This window comes from Bacteroides muris (ex Afrizal et al. 2022), assembly GCF_004793475.1.
GTDB classification, from domain to species: Bacteria; Bacteroidota; Bacteroidia; order Bacteroidales; family Bacteroidaceae; genus Bacteroides; species Bacteroides muris.
In genome coordinates this window covers 98,932-123,212 of record NZ_SRYZ01000001.1, presented here as the reverse complement: position 1 = coordinate 123,212, position 24,281 = coordinate 98,932, and the positions used below count along the sequence as shown (strand labels likewise).

Sequence of the window (24,281 nt, the reverse complement as noted above, 5' to 3'; positions counted from 1 at the left end):
GTTGATTATTAGTATAATGCAATTCTCTGGTAACCTTTGTACATAAGCATGATACTCCCTGCGATTTATCTTTGCTGCAACACCAGCAGGCTTTCAGGTCCCATATTGAACAGTAGGTCTATGATGCTCAGGTTGGGCAGAAAGCCAAGTCTCTCCTGAAATACCTGATAATAGGGCTGTGGTGAGAACTCCGTGTCTTCCAGCCTGAAGTTCTTTTTGGGGTGGATTCGCTCGCGGAAGTCTACCTCGTCTGCGGCAAACTCGGTACGGTATTCCACAGTGCGTTCCATGTCAGGCTGTATATCTATGAGCGAGCAGACAAGACGGCACAACTCTTCGTTGAAGTCTATCAGAAACTCATACTTCTTTTCATAGAAAGGACGGAAATCGTCTTTATAATATTCAAAGAAAGGGGTATGGTTATAGGCCGACTCTATGGCATTCCAATGCAGGTGCCGCCAGTTGCCGTGGTCGGAAATACGTATATCCCGCATCGGACATTTCAGCGTGTCCGGCTTGACGGTGGGAATGGAAAGTGCCAATTCACCGTCCGGTGCGGCAATGGTGCAACGGTTGCGGTAGGTCTGCTTCATATAGTGGTCGTGCTGCTCGATAAACACTTTGTCGTATGCCAGCAATTTGGTGTAATACTCTACGGGGGCCAGATAGGCGGAAGAAAGAAATACGGTTTTCATCAGTATATTTAGGATTGGGCGATTTATGATTTGCAGTTGAAGTTACTGTTCATTGTTTATTCTTTCATTTTTATTCTTTCATTTTTATTCTTTCATTTGTGTCATTCCACTCTTTTCCACATTCTGTCCCAGCGGTAGCCGTTGAAGAGTCCTGTTCCTTTCTTTTTGGAAAACCAGATGACGCTTGCCTTGCCTATTATATGGTCTTGGGGTACAAAACCGAAGAGGCGGGAATCTGAAAGGTTGATGGAATTGTTGGCGTTTACCCAATAGTAATCTTTGCTGAAGTAGCAGTGTTGCACGGGCTTGCCTTCTATAAAGAGGGTGTCGTTCTTTATTTCAGCCTGCTTCTTTTCGTGAAGTACCAGTGTGTTTTGCAGCAAAGTTCTGTTCCACGGATATACGCGTATGGCTTTGCCTTTGCTGGGGATTATCAGCGGTTTCAACGTTTCCATGGACTCTTCCTTGACAATCGGTTCTATCCAGCAATTTCCGTTCATGGCTTGTTCCAGCAAGTAGTGTTCATAGCGGCTGAAACTACGTATATTCTTTATTAAGTCCTGTCCCAATAGTTTGCCTCGAGCGATGGAGAGAATGGAAAGCAATGAATCCAACTGTCGTTCCCGTTGTCTGGGATAAGAGTAAAGGAACTTCTGGTCGGGTGCATTTTTCTTCGAAGGAATCACCGAAAAGAGCGAATCTATCAGTAAAGTGTCTCCGGGAGTACCGATGCAACGGCCGATAAAGACTTCCCGCCGGTCAATCATGGGTTCTGAAAGATTGGCCGGGTTGTTGAATACGAGAATATCTTCTTTCCGTACCGGACTGTCTGCCCAGCGATGATACCCCCATAACTTCATAAAAGGAAGTCGCAGACCGTAGCTCCACTTGTTCACAAGAATACGCTCACCTTGGTATAGTGAGTTTTCCATACCGGAAGAAGGGATAAGATAGGAAGTTGCAACACAACCTCGAAGCAGCACTACGACGAGTGTCACTCCAACTATTGCAATTGCTATTTTCCAGCCTTTCATCCTATCGTTCGAAATTAAAGAATGAAAAAATTAAAGAATTAAAGAACGAAAGGTTTGCAATCGTTTCCCCCCTTCCCCTTTAATTCTTTAGTTTCTGATTATTAATTCATTTAATGCCGTCCACCCACTTGAATATCCGGTTCCAGCGTATCTTGCCGTCAAACCAGTTGCGGTCTTTGTCTAATGACAACCATACTACGATAGGCTTTCCTACGACATGGTTTTCCGGTACAAAACCCCAGTAACGGGAGTCGGCGGACTTGTCGCGGTTGTCGCCCATCATCCAATAATAGTCCATATTGAAAGTATAGGAGTCGGTCTTTTCACCGTTAATGTAGATGCCGTCTTCCTTGACCTCCAGCTTGTTGCCTTCGTAAGCAACGATGCAGCGTTCGTAGATGGGCAGGTTGTCTTCGGTCAGCTTGATGGTGGCGCCTTTGGCGGGAATCCAGATTGGGCCGTAGTTGTTGCGGTCCCATTTGGTGTAAAGGTTCAGCGGATACATCTGTCCCGAGAACTCTCCCGGCTCAATGATAATCTTGCTGATTAGCTTCTTGTTGCCCGTAAGGGTCTCGTACATCTTTTTGGTAAGCGGGAGATGATAGACCGGCGCCAGCCTGCCTTGGGCATCCCGGTGGTCCAGTCCCATTTCAATCAGATTCTCTTCCCAGCCCAGACCGTCGGTCATCAGAGTCTGGTCTTCTTTGCTGATGCCCAGTTCACGGAACATACCATCAGTGATATAAGGTCCCGTAGTTTGTACAAAGTAGTTGAACTGCATTTCCGTAGGGTTTTCGGTAGCCTTGCCGTCAATGTATACTTGCCCTTTCTTGATTTGCAATGTATCTCCGGGCAGGCCTACGCAGCGTTTTACATAGTTTTCACGACGGTCGACGGGGCGTATGACAATGTCACCGTACATTCTCGGGTTGGAACGGATAAGGTTACGCCCAGCATTGTAGTACAAATCATAGACAGTACGTTGCTGCTTGCGTGTCAGGCTGTCCATATTCACCTTGTTGGGATACACGCGTTTTCCTTCTTCGTAAGCAAGGGTATAGAAATCTGTCTGTTGGAAATTGGTGGCTACCGTGTCGCCTGCCGGGAAGTTGAACACCACAATATCGTTCAGTTTCACTTTTCCGAAGCCCGGCACACGTTTATATTCCCATTGAGGCCATTCGATGTATGATTTGGTGTTGAATACCGGCAGCGTATGCTGTGCCAGCGGCATGGAAAGCGGCGTATTCGGCACGCGCGGACCATAGCTCATCTTGCTGACGTAAAGGAAATCGCCTACCAACAAGGATTTCTCCAGTGAGGAAGAAGGTATCTGATAATTCTGGAACACATAGATATTTACGAAGTAGACGGCTACCAGCGCAAACACGATGGCATCTATCCAGCTCATGATGCTGCGTACGGCAGCGTTCTCCGATTTCTTCCAGAATCCCCAAGGTATCTTCTTGCTGATGTAGATGTCAAAAATGAAGGGGAGCACAATCAGTCCCAGCCAGCTTTTTACCCAGACCAGAAAGGCAAGGTAAAGTAGGGTGACTATGCTGAATTTAATCCATTGGATACGTGTTGCTTTTCTCATGATGTTTTAGTCTTTTAAGAATGGAAACAGGTCACTCATTCCCAAAGCACCTTCGTGCTTGGCGGTATATTCGGCGGCAAGGACGGCTCCCAGGGCAAATCCCCTGCGGTTCTTGGCATCATGGGTGATAGTGATGCTGTCGGCCTCGGAGTCGTAGCGGATGCTGTGGATGCCCGGTACTTCCCCTTCGCGGATAGAGTTTATTGGCAGTTCATCGGCCGTACATTCTGCAGAGCCCGAAACAGTCCCGTCGGGAGCTTGGAAAGTTCCTTCTACCCATTTGTCTTTGCGGTCGAGATTCTCCAGAATACCTTCGGCAAGCGTGATGGCCGTACCGCTCGGGGCATCCATCTTATGGATGTGATGCGTTTCGCTCATCCTCACGTCGTAGGCAGGGAATTGGTTCATTATCTTTGCGAGGTACTTGTTGACAGCAGAGAATATGCTTACTCCCAGACTGAAGTTGGACGACCAGAACAGCGTTTTGCCACCTTCGGTGCAAAGCTTCTTCACTTCGTCTCCATGTTCTGCCATCCATCCCGTACTGCCGGATACCAGTTTGACTCCGGCTTGGAATGTTTTCATATAGTTGTTGTATGCAACCATGGGATTGGTGAACTCTATGGCAACGTCGGCGCTCTTGAAGGCTGCCGATTCAAAGTCTTCCTGATTGTCGACATCGATGATGCTTACAATTTCGTGTCCGCGGCTGAGGGCTATCTTTTCGATTTCCTTGCCCATTTTTCCATAGCCGATTAATGCGATTTTCATTATTTCTATCTGTTTTAATTTAGTTTATCAACAAACTATAGGTTGCAAAGATAATCTTTTTCTTACATTTGTGCTCAACATTAACGTCTTGTTAAAGCAAAATATTTACTTTCTTATTTATAAAACACTGATAATATTTGAGTTATATAAAATATTTGTTTTAATCCTTATTCTTCTAAACATGCAATTTACATACAAATAAAATAATATTATGCAAACAGAAGTGCAGAAATACTAATATGAGAATGAAAATAATGAAACCTCTTTAGCTCTACTTTCTTTTGTTTTCCATATAAAAGTAACAAAACAAAATATGCTGGCAAAAAGAATAAATTCGCTTTTTGCCAGCACCACTTAATTGGTATCTAAAATTCTTAAACGATAGAACCTTTTATGTATAACGACCATTAACTAAAGAGCGAAAAGGCTCCAATAGACCCAACGACGAATACAACGACAATCACCCATATAAATGAGATAATTAAACCTGCAATGGCGCAGCCACGCGGACTTTTGAATAAGCCGATGAAACTAAAAAGCGCACCAAGGAACCAGATAATCCACCCAAGAATAGGTATCCACCCAAGAAAGATTCCAAGAATAGCGAATACCAACCCGGTAGTGCCGATACCATTGGACTGCTTGCCGGGAACATTTACGTAAACCGACTGTTGCGTAGCATTTGTGTTCTGCTGGAACGGCTGCTGAGCTGTTTGAGGTTGAACCTGAGGTTGTCCTGCTTGCAGGACTGCATTACAATGAGGGCAGGTAGTGGCTTTGTCCGAAACCTGCTTTCCACAATGGGAACAAAAAATGAGTGCCATAATACAAAATATTTTAGCGTTAATAAATAAAAAAACTATTCTAGGTGAGTATGTTGTTTGGAAACGTACAGTACAAGCCCCTTATAATCAATCTTATAAAAGCCTCCTACTTCTCCTAAATAAGGGAACCGTTCACCTTTCTCTGGGTGGCGGTTGGTTCCGTCAGCCCACTTGTATGTTTCTGCATCCGGCGATGGTGCATACCGTAAACGTAGGTTGACACCATCAATCACCACTTGTTGCGAAGTACCTACGACAGATTCCAATGTAGTGTTCTTATCCTTAAAATAATCGGTCGTATAATAAAATATGCCGAAACTTACTAACAGCACCAATACAATACCACCAATAAACCAATATAAAGCCCTGCTCCTTGGGGGAAGGGAAAGTTCCTGCTCTTCAACCTCTATAGGAGATGTTGTCTGTGTAATGGATACCGGAGGGATAGGTGAAACGGCAATCGGTGCGGCTGGCACAACGGGGCATCCGCATTGCGGACAAACGTGTACGGAATCAGCCAGCTCAGCACCACATTCATGGCAATGACGATTTTTCGTGGCAGATATGGGACATCCGCATGTGGGGCACGATGTTGCTCCAGCAGGAATTTCGGTTCCGCATTCACTACAGAGAGCAGTCTGTTCCTCTTCCGGACAACGTTCACTGATATTGCCACATTTCGGACAGAAACATTCCTTTTGATAAGCATCATGTGTAAATACATGGTGGCAAGAAGTACACTTGAATTTTATTTTAGCAGTCATAAGCAGTTGTTTTTAGTTGAAATACTTTATAGTTTGTGTCTCGATACGCTCCGGCTCGGTTTCGGTTTTAACAATATCCTCACCTCCATCAACATACTCTGTCACCTTATTGGTACGGACAACTTTCCGCTTTAACCAATTCCCATGCTTGTCCACTTCCAGATACTCATACCTATCTGCAGTAAGATAATCTCCTGTTTCATCGTAATCGTGCGAATTTCTGCTGTCGGGAAGAAGGTTCGTTCCGGTGTAAGTGTATGTTTCTGTGAGGTAAGTCATTCTTACCTGATTTTTACGTTCTATGATTCTGTCCTGCTCGTCAAAAAGATATTCTACAGAACCTTCCATATCGGATTCATTTTTACTCATATCGCTCCGCTTATGGTCGCTGTATGTGATGGTGTAAGAGCCCCAATCGCTTCGGCTGTATTCTGTACGGTTGTCATTGTACTTATAAATCAGAGAATATTCTTCCCCTTTACTGATTTCCAGTATATTCCCAACCTTGTCAAACCGAGTGGTTTTCCCTTCACTATCAGTCACACTTTCTACATTCCCATATATACAGAGACCTTTGCGTGCCGACAATGGATGAGGAACTCCAGTATCTTCAATAACGGAAACCGTATTTGAGTCTTCATCCAAATCTACAGCCTTGAACAGTGCCCCTTCAAAAATAAATCCTCTTTCTACGGGTGAATAATACGCAGTGTAAGGTTCTATTTCCTCCAGCTCTGATGGAGCAAGGGAGTCCAAAGTCAAATCAAAGCGTGACAAGCTACGTGTGAAGACCAGTCGGTTTCCTTCTATCTTTCCATAATAGATTGTTGCTCCTTGGTAAACCGATTTCCAAAGGTCTCCATCTTCTGGCACGGAATTGTAGGCTCTCGCCATAAATACATTATTTCCATCTACCCTGAAGGACAGGTCGCCATATTGAACTCTAGGCTCTGCCAAAGGGAAGTACGATTCAAAAGCCTCCTTCGGAATAGAATCATGGGATAGCACTTTGGAGAATTCGCTGTTGACATAGCCCTCTTCACCTGTACGTAGCCGCACTTTATACCATCCGTTGACCGAATCTACCAGTTCGCACATTTCTCCACGTTCAATAAGCCCTACCAGCTTGCCTTCCATCGGTTCCTTTTTGACACTAATGTCCGACTTTATTGCAATTACATACGAGTGGTTTGGATTCTTTGAAAAAGAGGGAGATTTTTGCTTAGGAGAGTCTTTGCAGGCCACGAATAACAAAAACGTACCGCATAAAATAAATAGGTGACGCACATTCATAATATTTCAAATAAATTTACCTCCCTCAGCCTCTCCGGGGGCCATTCAACATAAAAGCGTGAGACTGCAATGCCACGTTCTGGTTGGAGGTCCTAGGAAAACCTTGTACACGGATATGGTTATAGCAGCCCACGCTATATGCGTGAGAACCACTATGCTATCCTTGTGTACAATTGCGAATTTCCTAGGTTCCCAACCACAAGATAAGCATAACGCTTCTTCAAATTCTAAAATGTCTTGAAGGGAGTTTCCTCTCTTCAAATGCAAAAATATGAAAAATGCAGGAAGCGCAATAATATTTCCTACATTTTTTATGTTGGCACATAAGTATTTATAATCATTACAGTTTGAATCCCTTGTTTTTCCGTTGCGGTTGCTGTATCGTTGGCCGTATCCGTCGGAGCAGCCTCTCGAACTGCTCTCTGAACCAGTCGAGGATGTTCTTCCCGTTGATGCGCAGGACAAAGCGTTTCCCTCTCTCTCCCTGCTCTATTCCCATCTGCGCAGTGGCACCTGTCACGGAGAGGGCTCTCTTGTGTTCCTCGGAGTAAAGGTTCCCGCTGTACTCCAACGGCTGGAACGTGAAAAGCCGGTCCGTCTGCTCGGGCGTGAAGCCTGCCGAACGGCAGTACCTCTCCATGCGCATCGCGTCGGCGAAAAGAGGAAACCAGCCGCACGCACGCTCCGTCCATTTTTGCAGATATGCGGTCCGCTCCTTTTCCCTTTCCAGTTTTTGGATGTAGTCGGTCTGCACCGTGGCAAGTTCCCTGCCGTGCTGTGCCCGCTGCCGTTGCAGACTGGCCTGCAAGTCCTCTATGCTCTCTTCACGGGCAGCTATTTCGTTTTGCAAGCTGCGGTTGTCCGCCTCCAGCTCCTTGATTTTCCCACTGCCCAAAAGAGAACCCATCTTCGCTATGATGGCGGTCTTTGCCTCCATCTTGACCGCCTCCAACTTTTGCGTGTTGATTTCCTTTCTGGCCGTTTCCAGCCGTTTTTCCGCCTCTTCCTGCTCGGTTTGGAGTTGTCGCACGTTCTCTTCCAGTTCGTCCGTCTGCCGCCTCAAATCGCGGTAATACTGGGCGGTGGAGACATGCCGGGCTTCCGAACCTCTTATCCCGCGTTGCAGGCCGTATTTCACCATGACTCTGGCATAGTCGTCGTGGTAGGCAATCAGTCTGGTGCGGTTCAGCACGTCGTCGGCACACAGCCGGGCGGCATTCGCCTTCTTGCGGTAGGTTCGCCCTCCCTCCTGCGGCTTCTTCTGCCCCGCCTTCCTGCGCTCTCCCGTCACTATCGGTACGAGCGTGGCGTGTATGTGCGGCGTGTGCTCGTCCATGTGCAGCACCGCCGAGACCACGTTCTCCTGCCCGAAGGTCCTGTACAGCCAGTCCATGCTGTCTCGGCACCAGTCGTCCAGTCTTCCGGCTTTCTCTATTTCCATCATGTCCTCATGTGTTCCTGAGAGCATGACACGGATGGCGCGTACCTGGTCGTGGGTGATTTTCCTTCTGATGCCCGCACTACTGATGCGGGCGGCAATCGCATCGTCACGCTCCCTGATGCCTTCGGGCATCCGGACGAGCTCGCGGTTCAGGTGCGTGCGCGTAGGGTCGACGTTCGGTGCTATCACCCTGCGCTCGATATGGTCGGACATCCGGCTGTCGGATGCCCCCTTCGCTTTTCTGAAATCGAGTGAGAAATATCCCATTGTAAAGTCTTTTTAAGTTTGACAATTCCGCCTGCCGTGCGGATATGCCTCACGGCGAACGGGGTGTGCAGAGGGGCCGGCCCCTCGCCTCAATAGGGCGTTTTTAGCTGCGCTTGCGCTGCGTGAAGAAAACGCCCTATTGAGCTATGGCTTTTCACTGTGCAAAAAGCCTGCGGGATGCGTGCAGTTACATTCCGATGCCTTTCCCCTTTTTCTTGCCAGGCTGCTGCACCCACTGTACTTGCTTTGCCTGCCGTACCGGGTTCGCCTGCTGTGACAACTTTTTTCCGTTCAGGTAGTCGTTCAGGTCCTTGTACCCGCTGTACACATGTGACGCGTCGCGGACACGCAAACCGTACTCTCTTTGGATTTCGCGCAGGGCTTCCAGCCCGGCGCGGTCGTTGTCAAGGAAGCAGTGTATCCGCTCATAATCCCCCAGCGGCCGCAGGGCTTTGGAAAGGTTGGAAACCGAGTTCAGCACAATACAGTCCTGTCCGTCAAGGGCGGGGCGGTCGGGATGCCTCTCCTGCCGCAGCGTGAGGAAGGATAGGTAGTCCATGAAACCTTCGAAGAGGCAGCAGGTTTCCCCCGGTTCCGTTTGCCGTATGTGGGTGATGTCTTTCGGGGCTATGCAGCCCTTGAAGAACTTGTTGCGTATCTCGTAGCCTCCCGAACGGTTGGGAAAACCGACGGCAAAGTAGGGTTTGCCGTCGGTCAGATAGTGCACCTCCCTGCATTCTCTTTTTGCCAGTTCCGTATTTATCCCCCTTTCCCGCAGATAGGAGAATAAGGCGGGGGAAGAAAGCGGCATTACTTCCAACTGCCGGAAGCTTGGTTGTGATAATGTCTGCCCGCCAAAAGAGAAGGAGACGGGGCGCACGTGCGGTGCCTGCCTTGCTATCATTTCCAGAAGGTAGGGCACATGGTCGGATGCGTAGAGTTCCGCCGCCAGTGCGATGATGTTGCCGCCTTTCCCGGTGGCAAAGTCATACCAGAGGTTTTTCCCGGTGTTCACCTTGAACGAGGCCTCGGTTTCCTCCCTCAGCGGTGACTTGTACCATAGGTTGCCGCCCTGCCGTCTTACGGGTGAGCACCCCAGACTGTGCAGGTATTCGGCTATGCTGATTTGTTTCGCTGTCTGAATGTCCATACGTGTGAGTGTTTGAATGAATGACTGTTTTTGTTTTTTCGCCCGCACCTTCTTATATAAGGTACGGCATATACATGGCTTCACTTAAATGCTCGTATATATAGGATACGGATATTAAGTGAAGCGGTTGCGTGATGTCCTCGTACCGCTTCGCTTTTCCCTTATATATAGGCACCGTGAATAAAGTGAAGCGTTTTTCCGCAGCCGGTTTAATAATGGAAATCGGGCATGAAGGTGTATTTCCTGCCGTTCTCCTGCACTATCATCCGCTTGTTGCGCAGCGTGGTGATGAGTGATACCGCCTTATGGTGGTTCAACTTCACGCCGACGGCGGCATAGGCATTTATCAGCGCGTCCTCCAGCTCCTTGTAGCCGTATTCGCTTTTCAGTGCGAATGCCGCCTCCAGCGCGATGCGGTGCTGCTGCTCCGTGATGTGCCTGTACGCGTCGAACGGCTCCTGCTGCGGTCTTCCGGCCTTCCTCTCCTGCGGGGCATAGTTCTCCACCAGTTCGGGAAGTGCCCTGTCATTGATGCGGAAGGCGAACGGCTCGAAGTCCATCGCCCGGATGTGCATGGCCGACACCCGGCTGATGTCGCAGTCGTTCTTGTCCTTCTCCACGAGCAGGACGGTTTCCGCTTTGTTGTTCAGTTCCGTACCGATATGTCCTCTTGCATTCTCGTCGCCCTTGTTCTGGTGCAGTATCGTGTGGATGTGTATCTGGCGGTCGTCCGTCCACTGCATCAGCTTGGAGATGATGCGTGTGGATTCGCCGGGGCTGTTGATGTCGTACACCATGTCGCGGATGCCGTCTATCACGACAAGCCCCAGTTCCGGGGTGTTGTAGATGGCCTGCTCCACAGCCGCGATGCGTTCTTTCGGGGTGTACTTGCGAAGGGCGAGAAATTCGAGGTGCTCGCTGTCCCGGTCGGTCGGCAGTCCCGCCATGCGCAGGATGCGTTCCATCACCTTGAGACAATGATAGGGGCTTTGCTCGGTATCGACATAGAGGATTTTCCGCTTGTCCTTGGGCAGTTCCGCCGAGTACAGCAGTACCGTGCCGTTCTTCAGCGCCGCCGCGACGATGGCGGAGACGTTGAACGTCTTCTTGCTTTTCGCCTTGCCGATGGACGCGCTGAAATTGCCCAGTGTGCCGACGACAGTTCCGTTCGCCTTCAGTATCTCGGGGGCCTTCTCACATTTCATGCCGATGCTCAGCCGTGAGGCCTGCCAGATGATGATAGCGTTCTCACGGGTCACCTCCTCCATGCGTTCGCTACTTTCCATGGCTGCGGAGCTTTCGGTTTGCGCTTCTGGCGATGGCGAGTGCCGCCTCACCCTTGTCGTTCACACGTCTTGCGAGGCTTTCGGCCCATGACAGCAGTTCCCTGCGGGAGAACAGCAGCTTGTTCCCGTACTTGCGGAACGGCACGTCCCCTTTGGCGGTCAGCTTGTAGAGGCGGGCCTTTGAAATCAGGAACCCGTGCTGTTCGAGCACCCCCACAGCCGCATCCGGCGTGAGGTTGTCGGGTTCGTTCTTCGGCAGGGTCAGCCCCGCCAGTGTCTGCGAGACGCTCTCGCTCACGATTGCCCGGAGTTCCTCGGGCGTGGTAAGAATGATCTGGTTCATGTTCTTCCTTTCTTTTTGGGTGTTTGTACTATGGCTGTCGTCACAGCCGTTCCAACCGGTTGTGGCGCAAAGGAAGAATAAAGGAAAGCGAATATCAAACCGCAAATAACTTAACACGGATATGACTTTTATGGACGTTTCATGACTTTTGGTGACACTGCGTGGGGCGGGTAAAAAGAGAAACGGTGCAATAGGCGGACATAATCCTCCAATGGCACCGTTTTGCACACATATGTCAAGTGATTCGGAATGTACCTTTATTTCACACCCTTTAACTTTCCGAGTTGGGAAATGACTTCTTCTATTACGAAATATTTCTCTCCCGGTATCCCGATGTCGGAGCGCGATATGAAGCCCAGCTCTTCCCACCGGGCTATGGTCTGGCGGCTCACGCCCGCCATCTTTGCCAGTACGCTCTGGCCTATCATCTCCCTGCCGAGGATGGCGGGGTACCTGTACTTGCGGGTGGCGTGGCTGAACCTTATGCGTTCGATGACCGCCTCCACATTGTTTATGGTGGGCCGTACCCGCTCCTGCACGCGTATCACGGCCTCCGTTATCTCATATCCGGCAAGCCCGGGATGTCCGGAAAGCTCCTCCCATATGGCACCGAAACATTTGAGGTGCCGTATCTTTATCTCTCTGGTCTTCTTTCTTGGCATGGTCAGTCGAATTTGGTAAGTAACTGCGCGTTCCTCATCCGTTCGTCCCGCTCGAAACTAGCAAGGTAGTTCTCCGTTATGACAAGGTTGGAGTGCCCCAGACTTTCGGATATGTAGGAGATGTTCGTCCCGCTGCGCTTGAGCACGGTGGCGAACGAGTGCCGGGCCGAATACGTGGTCACGGGTGGCAGACCCACCGCCTCGGCTATCCTGCCCAATACCTTGTTGCATTTCTGTATGACCGTATCGACAAGGTGCTTGGTGGCGAAGCCGTCCTCCTTCCCCGTGGCGAACTTGAAGATGAGCGTGCCGGGGTTGCCGTCATCGGGGTTGCCCCAGCGGTCCATGATTTTCCGCATCTCGGGAGTGAGCACCGCACGTATGGTACGCACTTGCTTGGAAGTGTTCATCGTCTTTGCCCTGACAAAACAGATTTCACCGCCCACGATGTTCCCGTAAGTAAGATAGAGCATGTCCCGGAAGTTGATGCCGTTGCAGAGGTAGGAGAAGAACCACATGTCTCGGTAAAGCTCGGTTTCCTCCCTCCCGTCGGTATAGGTGACGAGCCTCTTTATCTGTTCCAGCGTGAGTGCCAGCTTCCTGCCCTCGGCTGAGGGTATCTCGAACCTGTTCCTGCCGAACGGGAAGTGCGCCTCCTTTATTATGCCGTCCGCCTTTGCCCGGTTCATTATCGCCTTGAGCATCTTGAAATAGACGCTGAGCGTGGACTTGCTTTTCTTTTGGCCCGTCCAGAATCTTCCGCAGCGGTTCAGCCAGTCCACCGTGACGGCAGAAAACGGAATGTCTTTCCCTGCGAACTCCTCCACCGCCGTCAGCAGTGCATGATAGCTGCGGTACGTGCCCGCCTGCCCGTTGAGCCTCAGTTCCTCTATTTTTGCCTTTATCGCGGCGTTCACCGTCGCGGTGGAGCATCTGCCCAGCCGGACACTCAGCAGGTCGAAAGCGAAATCGCCACGTTCGGCGAGTGCCTCTACCTGCCCCTTGATGATTGAGAAGCTGTTCTCTATGTTCGAGCGTGCCTCCGTGAGCCTGCGGCTCTTGCTTTCCGCAAGGTTCGCCCAATCCTCCTTTGACAGCTCCTGTCCCGTGGAATAGTATTTCTGCCTGCGGTTGTGTATGACTTGTATCTTCACGGGGAACAAGCCGCTTTTCTTCGCCCTGCGTGCGTCCAGCACCGACAGCACCGAAATGCCGTCCTTTGAATACTTGTACATAATCTGCCGTTTTTGATGGTTCTCTACTTGGTCTGTATGCAAATATACGTGCATACGATTTGCATACAAAAATAGAGATTATCGGAAAACGATGCAAATTATTTGGAGAGAAAATTTGCCAAAATACGCTATAATACAGCGATTTGCGTATATCAGTCAAATAGTGGAAAATAAATAAAAATGGGCTTGTTTTAACGTCTTGTTAACATGGAACAACTACTGCATTACGTTTGGAAGCACAAAATATTTCCTTTGTCGGCACTCCAAACAACTTCCGGACAGCCGGTAGAAGTGATAGATCCCGGTTTGCCGAACATCAATGCAGGCCCCGACTTCTTTAATGCCAAGCTGAAAATAGACGGTACGCTCTGGGTGGGCAACGTTGAAGTGCATACACGGGCATCAGACTGGTTGCTCCATAGACACGACCGCGACAAGGCATATGATAACGTCATTCTGCACGTAGTGGGCGAATCTAATTGTGATGTGTATCGCACGAACGGTGAATTGATTCCTCAAATGGTGCTCGCTTGTCCCGAAACTGTCAGCCGGCGTTATGAAGAGCTCCGTCAGACGGAGATTTATCCTCCCTGCTACTCCATCCTTGCATCCCTTCCGAAGCTCACCGTCCATTCCTGGCTGTCCGCCTTGCAGGTGGAGCGCTTCGGGCAGAAGGCACGCGCCATATCCTGTCGGCTCGAACGCTGTAATCATCATTGGGAAGATGTTTTTTTCATTACTCTTGCCCGTAACTTCGGTTTCGGGCTGAATGGAGACGCTTTCGAGGCATGGGCAAACCGTCTTCCGTTCCGCGCCGTAGACAAGCATCGGGACAGTCTGCTTCAGGTGGAGGCTTTCTTCCTGGGGCAGGCAGGACTGCTGGAGGAAGACTCGGCAGGGATGGATGATTACTATTTGAAACTTCAGAAAGAGTTCCGCTACCTGCAGCACAAGTTCGGGCTGGCAGCTCCTATGTCTGTTGAACAGTGGCGGTTTCTGCGTCTTCGTCCCGATAACTTTCCGCATGTACGTCTGGCCCAGCTTGCCAAGCTGTATCACAAGGAGCGGGCACTCTTCTCGCGCGTCATGGAAGCTGAAACGCCGGAAGCAGTGAAGAAGATACTGGCTGCCGATACTTCCGTATATTGGGAGGAGCACTTCAACTTCAGAAAGGTTTCACCCCGGAGGGAAAAGCGGGTAGGGGACGGCGCCTTGAATCTGATAGCCATCAATACGGTTATTCCGTTTCTTTATGCATACGGCATGCACAAGGCCGATGACGCTTTGTGTGACCGTGCCACCCGTTTCCTTGAATCCTTGAAGGCTGAGAACAACCACGTGACCCGTCTGTGGGACGGTGCCGGCCTGCCGGTATCTACCGCTGCCGATTCGCAGGCATTGCTCCAACTTCAAAAGGAGTATTGCGACAAGAAGGACTGCCTGTGCTGCCGGTTCGGTTACGAGTATTTGCGGCGTAGATGATGGTTTAATGTGCTAATATGGGTAATGTGCCAATGTGCTAATGTGCTGCGCTGTGTTTCTGTTATGTCTTTACACCGCAGGTTATTGGCATATTAGCACATTGGCACATTAGCACATTAGATTTTTATCATTATCTTTGCGCCTTGAAAAATAATCCGAGTATATGAAGGCTATCCGCTTTGTTCTTTGTCTGTTTGCGGCACTTATGCTGACCATTCCCAATGGTCTGGCTGCCGAAGAGGAGGATTTCAAGACATTTCTCAGGAAATTCACGTCCAGTGCCTCATTCCAGTATTCCCGAATCAAGTTTCCTTTGAAGTCTTCCATCGTCCTTTTGAAGGATGACGGTGAGACGGAACAGACTTTTCCCTTCACCCGCGAGAAGTGGGCATTGCTGGACGAAGAAACGCTGAAGGAAGGGCATATTGCCGAAGAGGAGGGAGGCACCTATATATCTCGTTTCACAGTCAATGAACCTGCCCATAAGGAGTTCGAAGCAGGCTATGATGAATCGGAACCTTCCCTTCGTGTGGTCTTTGAACTGGCAGACGGCAAGTGGTACGTCACCGACTGCTATAACGACTGGTACAACTTCGACCTCCCCGTCAGTGAACTGGAAGAAACCATTCAGGCGGTGCAAGAAGAAAACAAGGCTTTCGAAGAACTTCATCCTTGAGAAAGTAGGGGCAGAAATTCGCCTCAATCATTATTTTATCCTTCTTCTGTACGATTTATGCCCCTCTTTTTCCAAAAAGAGGGGTTTCTTTGTACCGTACTAATACATTGAAATATGCGGTTACGACTTCTTTTGCCGATTTTCAAGCGGTGAATATCAATAACCTTAAATAAACGGACATGATGCAATTCAGTAAATGGAAAATGGGAGCGGCAGCGCTCGTTTGCATGTGGCTGCCGGGCAGTGTACATGCACAAATCGTGAAGAATGAGCGTTTGCTTTCTTTTGAGGAGAAGCTGGTTCCGGCGTTTGTCACTACGGCAGCCGGTTCGCAGTTGGGCATTAGCGATGAACATTATAGGGACGGCGACCACAGCTTGAGCTGGACTTTCGAGCCGGGTGCCGCACTGTCCATCAAGAAAGACTTGAAGTTTGAGAAGAAAGATCCGACGGGGAAAGACACCTATCTTTCGGCTTTCATCGTATGGGTGTACAATGAGCAGGCCCAGGACAAGCAGATTCAGTTCGAGTTCCTGAAGGATGGCAAGGTATGCACCTCTTTTCCTTTTGGCATCAACTTTACCGGTTGGCGCGGAGCATGGGTATGTTATGAACGCGATATGCAAGGCACCCCGGAAGAAGGGATGGACGAAATCCGCATTGTAGCCCTCGACGTGAAGGGGAAGCTCTTTTTCGACCATCTGATTACTGCCGGCAAGGTAGATGCCCGCCAGCAGACTGCCGACTTGCAGGTGCCGTTCGTAAATAAGGGAACCACCAACCACTGGCTGGTTATCTACGAACACTCCTTGTGGAAACCGGACATCCCCTTGACAGACGTGACCGAGGCGCAGAAGCAGGATATACGGGTTATGGAGAAGCGTTTCCGCGACATGCTCTACACGCCTTCCGCGCTTTCGGACAAGGAGATGCAGTCCATTCGCAAGAAGTATGATTTTTACCGGATTACCTATAAGAACGGAAAAGTGGCGGGACGTCCTATCTATTTCGTACGTCAGTCCGAGGCTTACGAACGTATCATACCCGATTGGGACAAAGATATGTTCTCCAGACTGGGGGTGGAGATAAGCGACTACTTCAATCTGATGAAACGCATTGCCACTGCTTATAACAATACGCAGGATGCGGTGCTGAGACACGAGTTGAAGCAGAAATTCATCGCCATGTACGATAACGCCACCGACCAGGGCATTGCCTACGGCAGTTGCTGGGGAAATATCCACCATTACGGATATAGTATGCGCGGCCTTTTTGTGGCTTATTTCCTGATGAAGGACGTGTTGCGTGAGGCAGGTAAGCTGGAAGAGGCGGTACGTACGCTCAACTGGTATGCCATCACCAATGAGGTATATCCCGAACCTGCCGTCAACGGTATTGATATAGATACGTTCAACACCAAGTTGCAAGGGCGCGTAGCCAGCATTCTGATTATGGAGGATACGCCGGAGAAACTGCAATACCTTCGTTCCTTCTCCCGCTGGCTGAACAAAGGCTGCCTTCCTGCGCCGGGACTGGCCGGTTCTTTCAAGTCGGACGGTGCCTGCTTCCATCATTGCAACAATTATCCCGCTTATGCGGTGGGCGGTCTGGACGGTGCCACCAATATGATTTACTTGCTGAGCGGTACGGAGTTCCGTCTGTCCCGGCAGGCGCACGAGACGGTGAAGAAAGTGCTTCTCGCCATGCGTTTCTATTGCAACCTCAAGCAATGGCCGCTCTCCATGTCGGGCCGCCATCCCAACGGGGGAGGAAGTCTGATACCTATCCAATATGCCACGATGGCCATTGCCGGTACGCCGGACGGCAAGCAGAAATACGACCCCGAAATGGCCGCAGCCTATCTGCGTCTGGTTGCCCATACGGAAGCTCCGGACAAGAATGCGCCCGACTATCTGCCGAAGGCTTCTACCCGCCACGAGCTGGAGATGAAGAAGCTGCTCGAAACCCAAGGCTTCCGCCCCGAACCGGTTCCGCAAGGCAATCTGGCTTTGGGCTATGGTTGTGTATCCGTGCAGCGCCGCGACAACTGGGCTGTCGTAGTACGCGGACATTCCCGTTACCTCTGGGCTGCCGAACACTATCTCCCCGCCAACTTCTATGGCCGTTATCTGGCGCATGGCAGCATGCAGATTCTTACCGGAAAACCCGATGAAACGGTTACTTTTGCCACCAGTGGCTGGCAGGAGGCAGGCTTCGACTGGAATCGTATTCCGGGGGTCACGAGTATTCATCTGCCTTTCGACCATTTGCGTGCCCGGGTCTTGAATGTCGATACCTTCTCCGGCATGGAGGAGATGCTCTATTCCGATGAGACTTTCGCCGGCGGTTTGTCCCAAGCACATCAGAACGGTAACTTCGGTATGGTACTGCACGAACATGACAAGTACAACGGCTCGCACCGTGCCCGCAAGTCTTTCCACTTCTTCGGCGGCACCATTGTATGCCTCGGTACGGACATCGAGAACCTGAATGACGAGTATCCGACGGAAACCACCGTGTTCCAGCTTGCCGCCACCACTCCCGAAACCCGCCGGTACTGGGAAGCTTATCAGAGTGACGGACAGACCTATATCGACCCCAACGGCGTGGGCTATTACATCTCCAAAGCCTCACGCCCGGATGCCCGTTACGAGAAGAACTTCCCGCAAGTGACCGTGGGCGAGCGCAGCACCGAGCCTACTTCCGGCGACTGGATATCCCTGACGCTGCAACATGGCAAAGCCCCGAAGGGTGCTTCCTACGAATATGCCGTGCTGCCCCACACGGATGCCGCCGCTTTGAAGGCATTTGCCAAGAAACCCACTTACAAGATTCTGCGGCAAGACCGCAACGCCCACATTGTGTCTTCTCCGGTCGACGGTCTTACTTCTTACGTCCTGTTCGAGACCCCGCAGGCGCTACCCGACGGCGGATTGTTGCAGAAAGCCGATACATCGTGCCTTGTCATGATACGCGAATATGAGGACAAGCTTCTGCTGACTGTCTCCCAGCCCGACCTGGCCTTGTATCGTGGCCCGAGCGACGAGGCTTTCGACAAAGACGGAAAACGTATTGAGCGCAGTATCTATTCACGCCCGTGGATAAAAAATGTCAGTGGTGAAATTCCCGTGACCATTACGCTGAAAGGTTTGTGGAGAGTGACCGAAACTCCATATTGTCAAGTGGTGGTGGCCGACCGGAAGCAGACAGTACTTCGTTTTACCTGTCGCGATGCAGTGAGCCTTGACGTGGAATTGAAAAGGTGAACCTTAGAAATCGATTTTTAAATCCGATAAATTTGTACCATGATGAAATTCAAAGACGTACTATTTTGTACCACAGCTTTTGTTCCAGTTTTGTCGGGAGCCAAGGAGTTGCCGAATATTATCTATATTGTGACCGATCAGCAAACGGCTTCTGCCATGAGCTGTGTGGGAAATACGGATGTGCATACCCCGAATATAGACCGTTTGGCGCAGGCGGGTGTCTTGTTTACCAATGCTTATTGCTCTGCTCCCTTGAGCGGTCCTTCTAGGGCATCCATGTTTACGGGACACACATCCCATGAAATAGGTCTTGCGAGAAACAATGTGCCTATGCCCGATTCCTTGCGGGCAACGACCTTGGGAGTTCTGATGCAGCATGCCGGATATGAATGCGCATATGCCGGAAAGTGGCATGTACATACCGCTTCCATACCGGATCGGGAGTTTGGTTTTTCTGTCCTTCATCCGCACACCGACCACGGATTGGCTGAGGCTTCCGTTGCCTTTCTTGAACGGGAACACACCCGGCCCTTCTTTCTTGTAGTTGGCTTCGATAATCCCCACAATATCTGTGAATATGCACGTGGGCAGAATCTGCCATACGGCAATTTGCCTGAACTTTCTCAAGACGAATGGCCTGGATTGCCCTTGAACTTTTCCCGCCATCCTTACGATGCCGATGTGATAACCTATGAACAATCGCTGAACTATTCGACCTATCCCACGCGTCATTATTCCCCGGATGACTGGCGTCGCTATCGCAGTCTTTATTTCCGTTTGGTAGAAAAAGTGGATGCTGAAATCGGAAAGATTGTCGACATCATTGATCGGCGGAATCTATGGAAGAACACGGTAATTATCTTCACGAGCGACCACGGTGACGGTGTGGGAGCACATCAATGGAATCAGAAGTCTGCTCTTTACGAAGAAGTGGTGAACATCCCTCTGATAGTGACTCTACCCGGAAAGAAGAATGCCGGAAAAGAGATGCCGCAGCTCGTCAATGCAGGTGTTGACTTCTTTGCTTCCGTATGCGACTGGGCAGACATTCCTCTGCCCGGAGGTTTGTATGGCGTTTCTTTTAAATCCTTGGTTGAGAGTGCCGACCCAGAACAGGCACACCAACCTTATGTGGTCATAGAAACCACCTTCGACAAAGGTATTACCCGTGGTTGGGCTTTGCGTACTCCGCGTTATAAATATGTGTTGTATGATAAAGGAAACTATCGTGAACAGCTTTATAACATGGAGGACGACCGCGGAGAGATGCGTAACTTGGCTCTTGAAAAGAATTATCGGGAAGTGTTGCAGCAGCATCGCGCCTATTTGGGCGAATGGATGAGACGGCATCGTGTGGCGCAGATACGGCCTGAGGTACATCTAATCCCAGAGTAATGTTCTTTCCATTTTGTAACTGTTTGCATCGCTTGTGAAACTTCGGTAAGCTCAAAATCGGTTTCTCAAAGTTCTGCAAACAGTCGAGCGACGGCTACTTCGTAGTTGCTTAGCTTCGTTGTCTTATGGATGATTTTCTTTGCTTTCCGGTCGGCATTGGGAAGCAGGTATTCCCAAAAACTTTTCATTTTTGTCAGCAGTTGTAGGTCACCACCTTGTAGGCGTTCCTTGTAGGCATTGAACACTTCGTTGTGTAGTAGTCTCACTTTTTTTGCCATTTCATCGGAAGAAAGAGGATGTCCTTGCTGGTACTCCCAGGCCAAAGCAGGGTTGGCGAGCAATCCACGTCCTATGACAACACCAACCAATCGGGGAAAGCGGGCGACTATGCTTTCGATGTCATCTGGCGTGTGTATGTCACCGTTGTACAACAGTGGTTTGTCACATCCCTTGTAGAAGGCTTCAAAGCCATTCCAGTCAACAGTACCTTTATACTGCTGGATGCCTAAGCGCGGATGGAGAGTGACATGTGAAAGTGGCAGTTCGTTCAGTAGAGGGAGCAGGGCGAGGCACTCGTCCGCATGTTCCCATCCCAATCGCAGTTTTACTGAAAAGCGGATTTCCGGGAACTTCTCTACAGCGGTTTTCAGCAGCGCCTCTACCTCCTTGGGGTGGGGCAACATACCTGCTCCGTTGTGCCGCTTGACCAACATGGGAAACGGACAGCCAAGGTTGATGTCGGCTTCCCGATAGCCGTATTCGATGAAAAGGGCCATTATCTGCTCTAATTTATCGGGAGTCGGGGCTATGAGTTGCGGAATGAAGTGCATTTCCCCGTTGTTGTCGGGATGGATTTCGCGTATGTCCTTGCGACGGATTTCGCCGTGTTCCACACGTACAAACGGAGAATAGTAGGTGTTGATACCTCCGAAGATTCGGGCATGTGCCAAGCGGTAGGCCGAATCAGTGTAGCCTTGCAGTGGGGCGAAGTAGATGGGTAATCTGTTTTCGTTCATATCGGCAAAGATACATGTTTTCTTGCGAAACAGCACTTGCTTTGCCGAAATTTTATATTTTCCCCACTGCTTTCTCCGGCTTTTTATCGCTTGCTAACTATTTGTTCAGCAGGATAAATTCTATAGGCTGCCCGTGTCTGCAAGTCACGGTGAGTACTGTTTCTGTTTGTCCTACTTCTACGGTTACGTCCTCCTGCAGTGTTTTACATTTCCATTGACCTTTCAGTATCAACTTCTTCTCAATGGGGCGGCTTGGCTCTTTGGTGGTAAAAGCCTTTTCAGAGATATTCAAATTGGGGTCGCATACGCTGAGCAAGAGGTTGGAACCAGATTGCTTTTGCATTACCATCGTTTCTGCAGGGATGGAAAGGAATAGTTCGTCTTTTTGGGGAAGATAAGTTTCAAAAGCTGCGTATGCAGTGATACCTGTCTGTTTATCGATAACCACATGGGCGATACTGTCTTTGTGGAGTATCTGGTAAGGTGCTTTCCGTCGGGCGGCATCCAGTTCTTTTGGACTGGGCTGTATCAATACCATATATTCGTATCCGGCATTTTGTGGCGCTGCCCCATGATTGATATAGGCAGAAGCAAAAGTTCCTTGTGTCTTGGCACGGTTTTTTTCATGGTGGGAGTCTTGCCGGGCAATCTGTATCTGCACGTTATCTCCATTCACCAGATAGTAATTGTTATATCCATCTTGGATGCAATGACGTTTGCCATCGTTTAATTCTTGGTGGAAAGGCACGTCCTTTAGTTTGCCGTCTACATAGATGTCGCTTTTCCCCTTTTGGAAGGTACTTTGAAAGAGCGTTGTTTCCGTTGGGAAAGAAGCATTGCTATTGCTGATACCCGTACCCAGACATATCATACGGTTATTGAAACAGAACACAGATTTGCGGGCAACGAAATCGGGTGTGAAGTTTTTCAAGTTACGTTCCATCAGCTTCATGGCAAACATACCGTTCTTACCTTCAAGGGAACTGCTGCCGGAGAAGTTCTCTTTGGAATGTGCCATGGTGGTACCGGGCAGAGGACTGTCTAGTAAGTCGAACGGTAAATGTATTGTGGTGGTTCCGGGCAGACGGTTCCAGTCCCATCCGTTTTCATCGAAACCGCTGGCTTTGCGCGACGGATAACCCATGATTTGGACGGAACCATAACTTTGGTAACGTCCGTAACGATTATCTTTCCTATATATTTCGGATCCCCATACATCGGTAGTATAGCCTTTCAAGGTTACCATCCAGTCGTTTCGGCGGAAAATGCCTGCCGAACCATAATTGTATACAAAAAAGCCTTGCGGAGCTTTTGCGGGGGTAATTCCTTCTTTTCTGAAATAGATGGCTTCGGGAGTATCATTGTTGCAAAGCCGCATATAGTCTGCTGCTAAGTGGTGGTCGAAGGTATTGCTTTCTCCTGATAAATCTCCGGCAAGGGCAAGATAGGCAAAGGCAGCTACGTCATTTTCTTTCATGGAACCTCCGAAAGGGTGTCTTCCGCTGATACCGATACCCCATTCATAGATGTTGCAATAATTGCGCATAGATATGAATGCGGATTTCAGCACCTGGCGTGCTTCCATGGTAGGCACGTACCGGGTATGGCTGGTGAGTGCTATGAACTGCCCTACTATGGCGAGCACTCCGGTGGTATAGGCAGGATAGAATCCTCCGTGGTGGAAGGTTGTTCCGTCTACCTTGATACCGCCAATGGTTCCCGGACTGTATTGCAAGGAACCACTCAGCCATCTGGAGAGTCCGGCAAGGGCCCGTGCTCTTTCCCTTTCGTCCACAAACAAGAGTGCAGATACGGTTTTTGCCATCAGCAGGGTGTGCCAGCTATCCAGTAATTCGTCCCGTCCGTATTGGAAAGGTATCCTTGTTTCTTGTAATGCTGACCAGAAGATAAGTGCTGAGAGAATATTATCCCTATTGGGAGCTTTCCAGATAGCGTCGCGCATCAGCCATGCCGTAGTATATATTTTTCGTACCTGATAACCGTAGTGATGGTTGGTGCCCATGCCACTGCCAAAAGCGAAACCTTGGTTGATAGCGTAGTCCCAAACGAGGAAGTAATTCTTTGCCGATTGGGCAGAATGGTTGTAGTAAGCATCGTATGCAAACCCCGAGAGCATATCTTCCAGATTGTTCCAAGAGAGTTCGCCTTTTCGACGGTTTAGTTCATCGGGTGCTACAACGGGAGCACCGGTGAAACCGTTACTGGATGGACGGATATTGGCCGCCTTGAATGTGCTGTAGGCTTTTGATATTCCTTTTTTAGGTGCTTTTGGGGTGTCGAGTATTGCGGTCAGCCGTGCTTCTATAGTGGCCAGTTCTTGTTTCTCGTCGGTGGTTAACGATTCGCTCAGAGGTAGGTCGTATTGATATTGTTCCCATTGCCAGACGCGGCACCAATGCCACAGGTCGCGATAGGTCAGCGAGTTATTGGTCGGCATCTGCAAATCGGGGGTAGTACGGTCATTGATTTTTTTTACCGGGAAGGTCAGTCGGTCTATAAAGACTCGTCCGGTGCGGTTGGGGGCAATGATACGGTAACCGGCAATTTTCTTATCTTGTTTGTCTCCTTGCATGTGCTTGAAGCTTATCCAGCAGGCGCGCCATCCGGCAGCGTATAGTCGGAATCCGAAGTGATGGGAAACATGTCCGTTGGGAGAGTAAAATTCAAAACGCAGGGAGTCTTGCTGAGGCTTTTCATTGTATATCCACAGAGTGATTCCATTGTCGCCCTCCAGGGTAAAAACAGATTCGGATGGAATGTCCAATATGCTGTTAGGAGAGAATTTCCACTCCAGGCTCTTGCTTCCTTCTTTATAGTATGATGATGATAACGCCAACTCTTGTTTATCGGAACTTTTGAAGTTACAGGGGATTTCTTCTTCGAAACTTACGAATTGTGCAAAAGCGGATGAACTAAGATAGGTCAAAATAAATAGCAACTGAAAAAACTTTCGTGTCATAACTATCAGGTTAAATAAGGTAATTAATTGATTGTGTTACAAAATTACGGAATATTGTTTTCATAAGATGTGTGGATTGTACAAAACAAGTGGTAAAATCA

Annotated in this window: 19 protein-coding genes; 4 read left to right on the top strand and 15 right to left on the bottom strand. The window is 49.5% G+C overall.

Annotated features, from left to right (window positions below; translation table 11 throughout):
• Nucleotides 1–65 precede the first annotated feature (65 nt).
• The 13 genes from E5355_RS00510 to E5355_RS00450 form a co-directional block, all read right to left on the bottom strand.
• Complete coding sequence (locus tag E5355_RS00510; protein ID WP_136008718.1) at nucleotides 66–695, bottom strand: WbqC family protein; 630 nt, start codon at nucleotides 693–695, stop codon at nucleotides 66–68.
• A 101-nt stretch (nucleotides 696–796) separates the two neighbouring features.
• Complete coding sequence (lepB, locus tag E5355_RS00505; protein WP_136008717.1) at nucleotides 797–1,729, bottom strand: signal peptidase I; 933 nt, start codon at nucleotides 1,727–1,729, stop codon at nucleotides 797–799.
• Between the two features lie 106 nt (nucleotides 1,730–1,835).
• On the bottom strand, nucleotides 1,836–3,329 hold the full coding sequence (gene lepB, locus E5355_RS00500; protein WP_136008716.1) for a signal peptidase I: 1,494 nt from the start codon (nucleotides 3,327–3,329) through the stop codon (nucleotides 1,836–1,838).
• Nucleotides 3,330–3,335: 6 nt separating this feature from the next.
• Nucleotides 3,336–4,100: a 4-hydroxy-tetrahydrodipicolinate reductase gene (gene dapB, locus E5355_RS00495; RefSeq protein ID WP_136008715.1), complete on the bottom strand. Its 765-nt coding sequence runs from the start codon at nucleotides 4,098–4,100 to the stop codon at nucleotides 3,336–3,338.
• 407 nt (nucleotides 4,101–4,507) lie between these two features.
• A complete protein-coding gene (locus E5355_RS00490; RefSeq protein ID WP_081030712.1) occupies nucleotides 4,508–4,924 on the bottom strand; it encodes a zinc ribbon domain-containing protein in 417 nt (138 codons plus the stop codon).
• Between the two features lie 35 nt (nucleotides 4,925–4,959).
• Nucleotides 4,960–5,688 (bottom strand): zinc ribbon domain-containing protein, encoded by a 729-nt coding sequence (locus tag E5355_RS00485; RefSeq protein WP_057281869.1) that lies wholly within the window; start codon nucleotides 5,686–5,688, stop codon nucleotides 4,960–4,962.
• A gap of 12 nt (nucleotides 5,689–5,700) precedes the next feature.
• Nucleotides 5,701–6,825 (bottom strand): SH3 domain-containing protein, encoded by a 1,125-nt coding sequence (locus tag E5355_RS00480; protein WP_057281870.1) that lies wholly within the window; start codon nucleotides 6,823–6,825, stop codon nucleotides 5,701–5,703.
• Nucleotides 6,826–7,321: 496 nt separating this feature from the next.
• Entirely contained in the window at nucleotides 7,322–8,689 is a 1,368-nt protein-coding gene (gene mobV / locus E5355_RS00475) for a MobV family relaxase (RefSeq protein ID WP_057281871.1), read from the bottom strand.
• Nucleotides 8,690–8,876: 187 nt separating this feature from the next.
• Nucleotides 8,877–9,839 carry a toprim domain-containing protein gene (locus E5355_RS00470; RefSeq protein WP_057281872.1) on the bottom strand — a complete coding sequence of 321 codons (963 nt, stop codon included), beginning with the start codon at nucleotides 9,837–9,839 and terminating at the stop codon, nucleotides 8,877–8,879.
• A gap of 209 nt (nucleotides 9,840–10,048) precedes the next feature.
• Entirely contained in the window at nucleotides 10,049–11,125 is a 1,077-nt protein-coding gene (locus E5355_RS00465; RefSeq protein ID WP_057281873.1) for an AAA family ATPase, read from the bottom strand.
• On the bottom strand, nucleotides 11,115–11,468 hold the full coding sequence (locus tag E5355_RS00460) for a helix-turn-helix domain-containing protein (protein WP_057281874.1): 354 nt from the start codon (nucleotides 11,466–11,468) through the stop codon (nucleotides 11,115–11,117). The genes E5355_RS00465 and E5355_RS00460 overlap by 11 nt, the downstream gene beginning before the upstream one ends.
• Nucleotides 11,469–11,725: 257 nt before the next feature.
• Entirely contained in the window at nucleotides 11,726–12,130 is a 405-nt protein-coding gene (locus E5355_RS00455) for a hypothetical protein (protein ID WP_057281875.1), read from the bottom strand.
• 2 nt (nucleotides 12,131–12,132) lie between these two features.
• Complete coding sequence (locus tag E5355_RS00450) at nucleotides 12,133–13,365, bottom strand: site-specific integrase (RefSeq protein WP_057281928.1); 1,233 nt, start codon at nucleotides 13,363–13,365, stop codon at nucleotides 12,133–12,135.
• 207 nt (nucleotides 13,366–13,572) lie between these two features.
• Here E5355_RS00450 and E5355_RS00445 point away from each other — a divergent pair, with 207 nt between their 5' ends.
• The 4 genes from E5355_RS00445 (at nucleotide 13,573) to E5355_RS00430 (ending at nucleotide 20,184) form a co-directional block, all read left to right on the top strand.
• Entirely contained in the window at nucleotides 13,573–14,847 is a 1,275-nt protein-coding gene (locus E5355_RS00445) for a DUF2851 family protein (RefSeq protein ID WP_136008714.1), read from the top strand.
• 163 nt (nucleotides 14,848–15,010) lie between these two features.
• Complete coding sequence (locus E5355_RS00440) at nucleotides 15,011–15,523, top strand: DUF4348 domain-containing protein (RefSeq protein ID WP_136008713.1); 513 nt, start codon at nucleotides 15,011–15,013, stop codon at nucleotides 15,521–15,523.
• Between the two features lie 179 nt (nucleotides 15,524–15,702).
• Nucleotides 15,703–18,789 carry a chondroitinase family polysaccharide lyase gene (locus E5355_RS00435; protein ID WP_136008712.1) on the top strand — a complete coding sequence of 1,029 codons (3,087 nt, stop codon included), beginning with the start codon at nucleotides 15,703–15,705 and terminating at the stop codon, nucleotides 18,787–18,789.
• Between the two features lie 42 nt (nucleotides 18,790–18,831).
• A complete protein-coding gene (locus tag E5355_RS00430) occupies nucleotides 18,832–20,184 on the top strand; it encodes a sulfatase (RefSeq protein ID WP_369904470.1) in 1,353 nt (450 codons plus the stop codon).
• Nucleotides 20,185–20,249: 65 nt separating this feature from the next.
• Here E5355_RS00430 and E5355_RS00425 read toward each other — a convergent pair whose 3' ends face one another.
• Both E5355_RS00425 and E5355_RS00420 read right to left on the bottom strand, forming a co-directional pair.
• On the bottom strand, nucleotides 20,250–21,200 hold the full coding sequence (locus tag E5355_RS00425; RefSeq protein WP_136008711.1) for a tRNA-dihydrouridine synthase family protein: 951 nt from the start codon (nucleotides 21,198–21,200) through the stop codon (nucleotides 20,250–20,252).
• Nucleotides 21,201–21,297: 97 nt separating this feature from the next.
• Nucleotides 21,298–24,180, bottom strand: a complete 2,883-nt coding sequence (locus tag E5355_RS00420) for a chondroitinase family polysaccharide lyase (RefSeq protein ID WP_136008710.1) — start codon at nucleotides 24,178–24,180, stop codon at nucleotides 21,298–21,300.
• Nucleotides 24,181–24,281 lie beyond the last annotated feature (101 nt).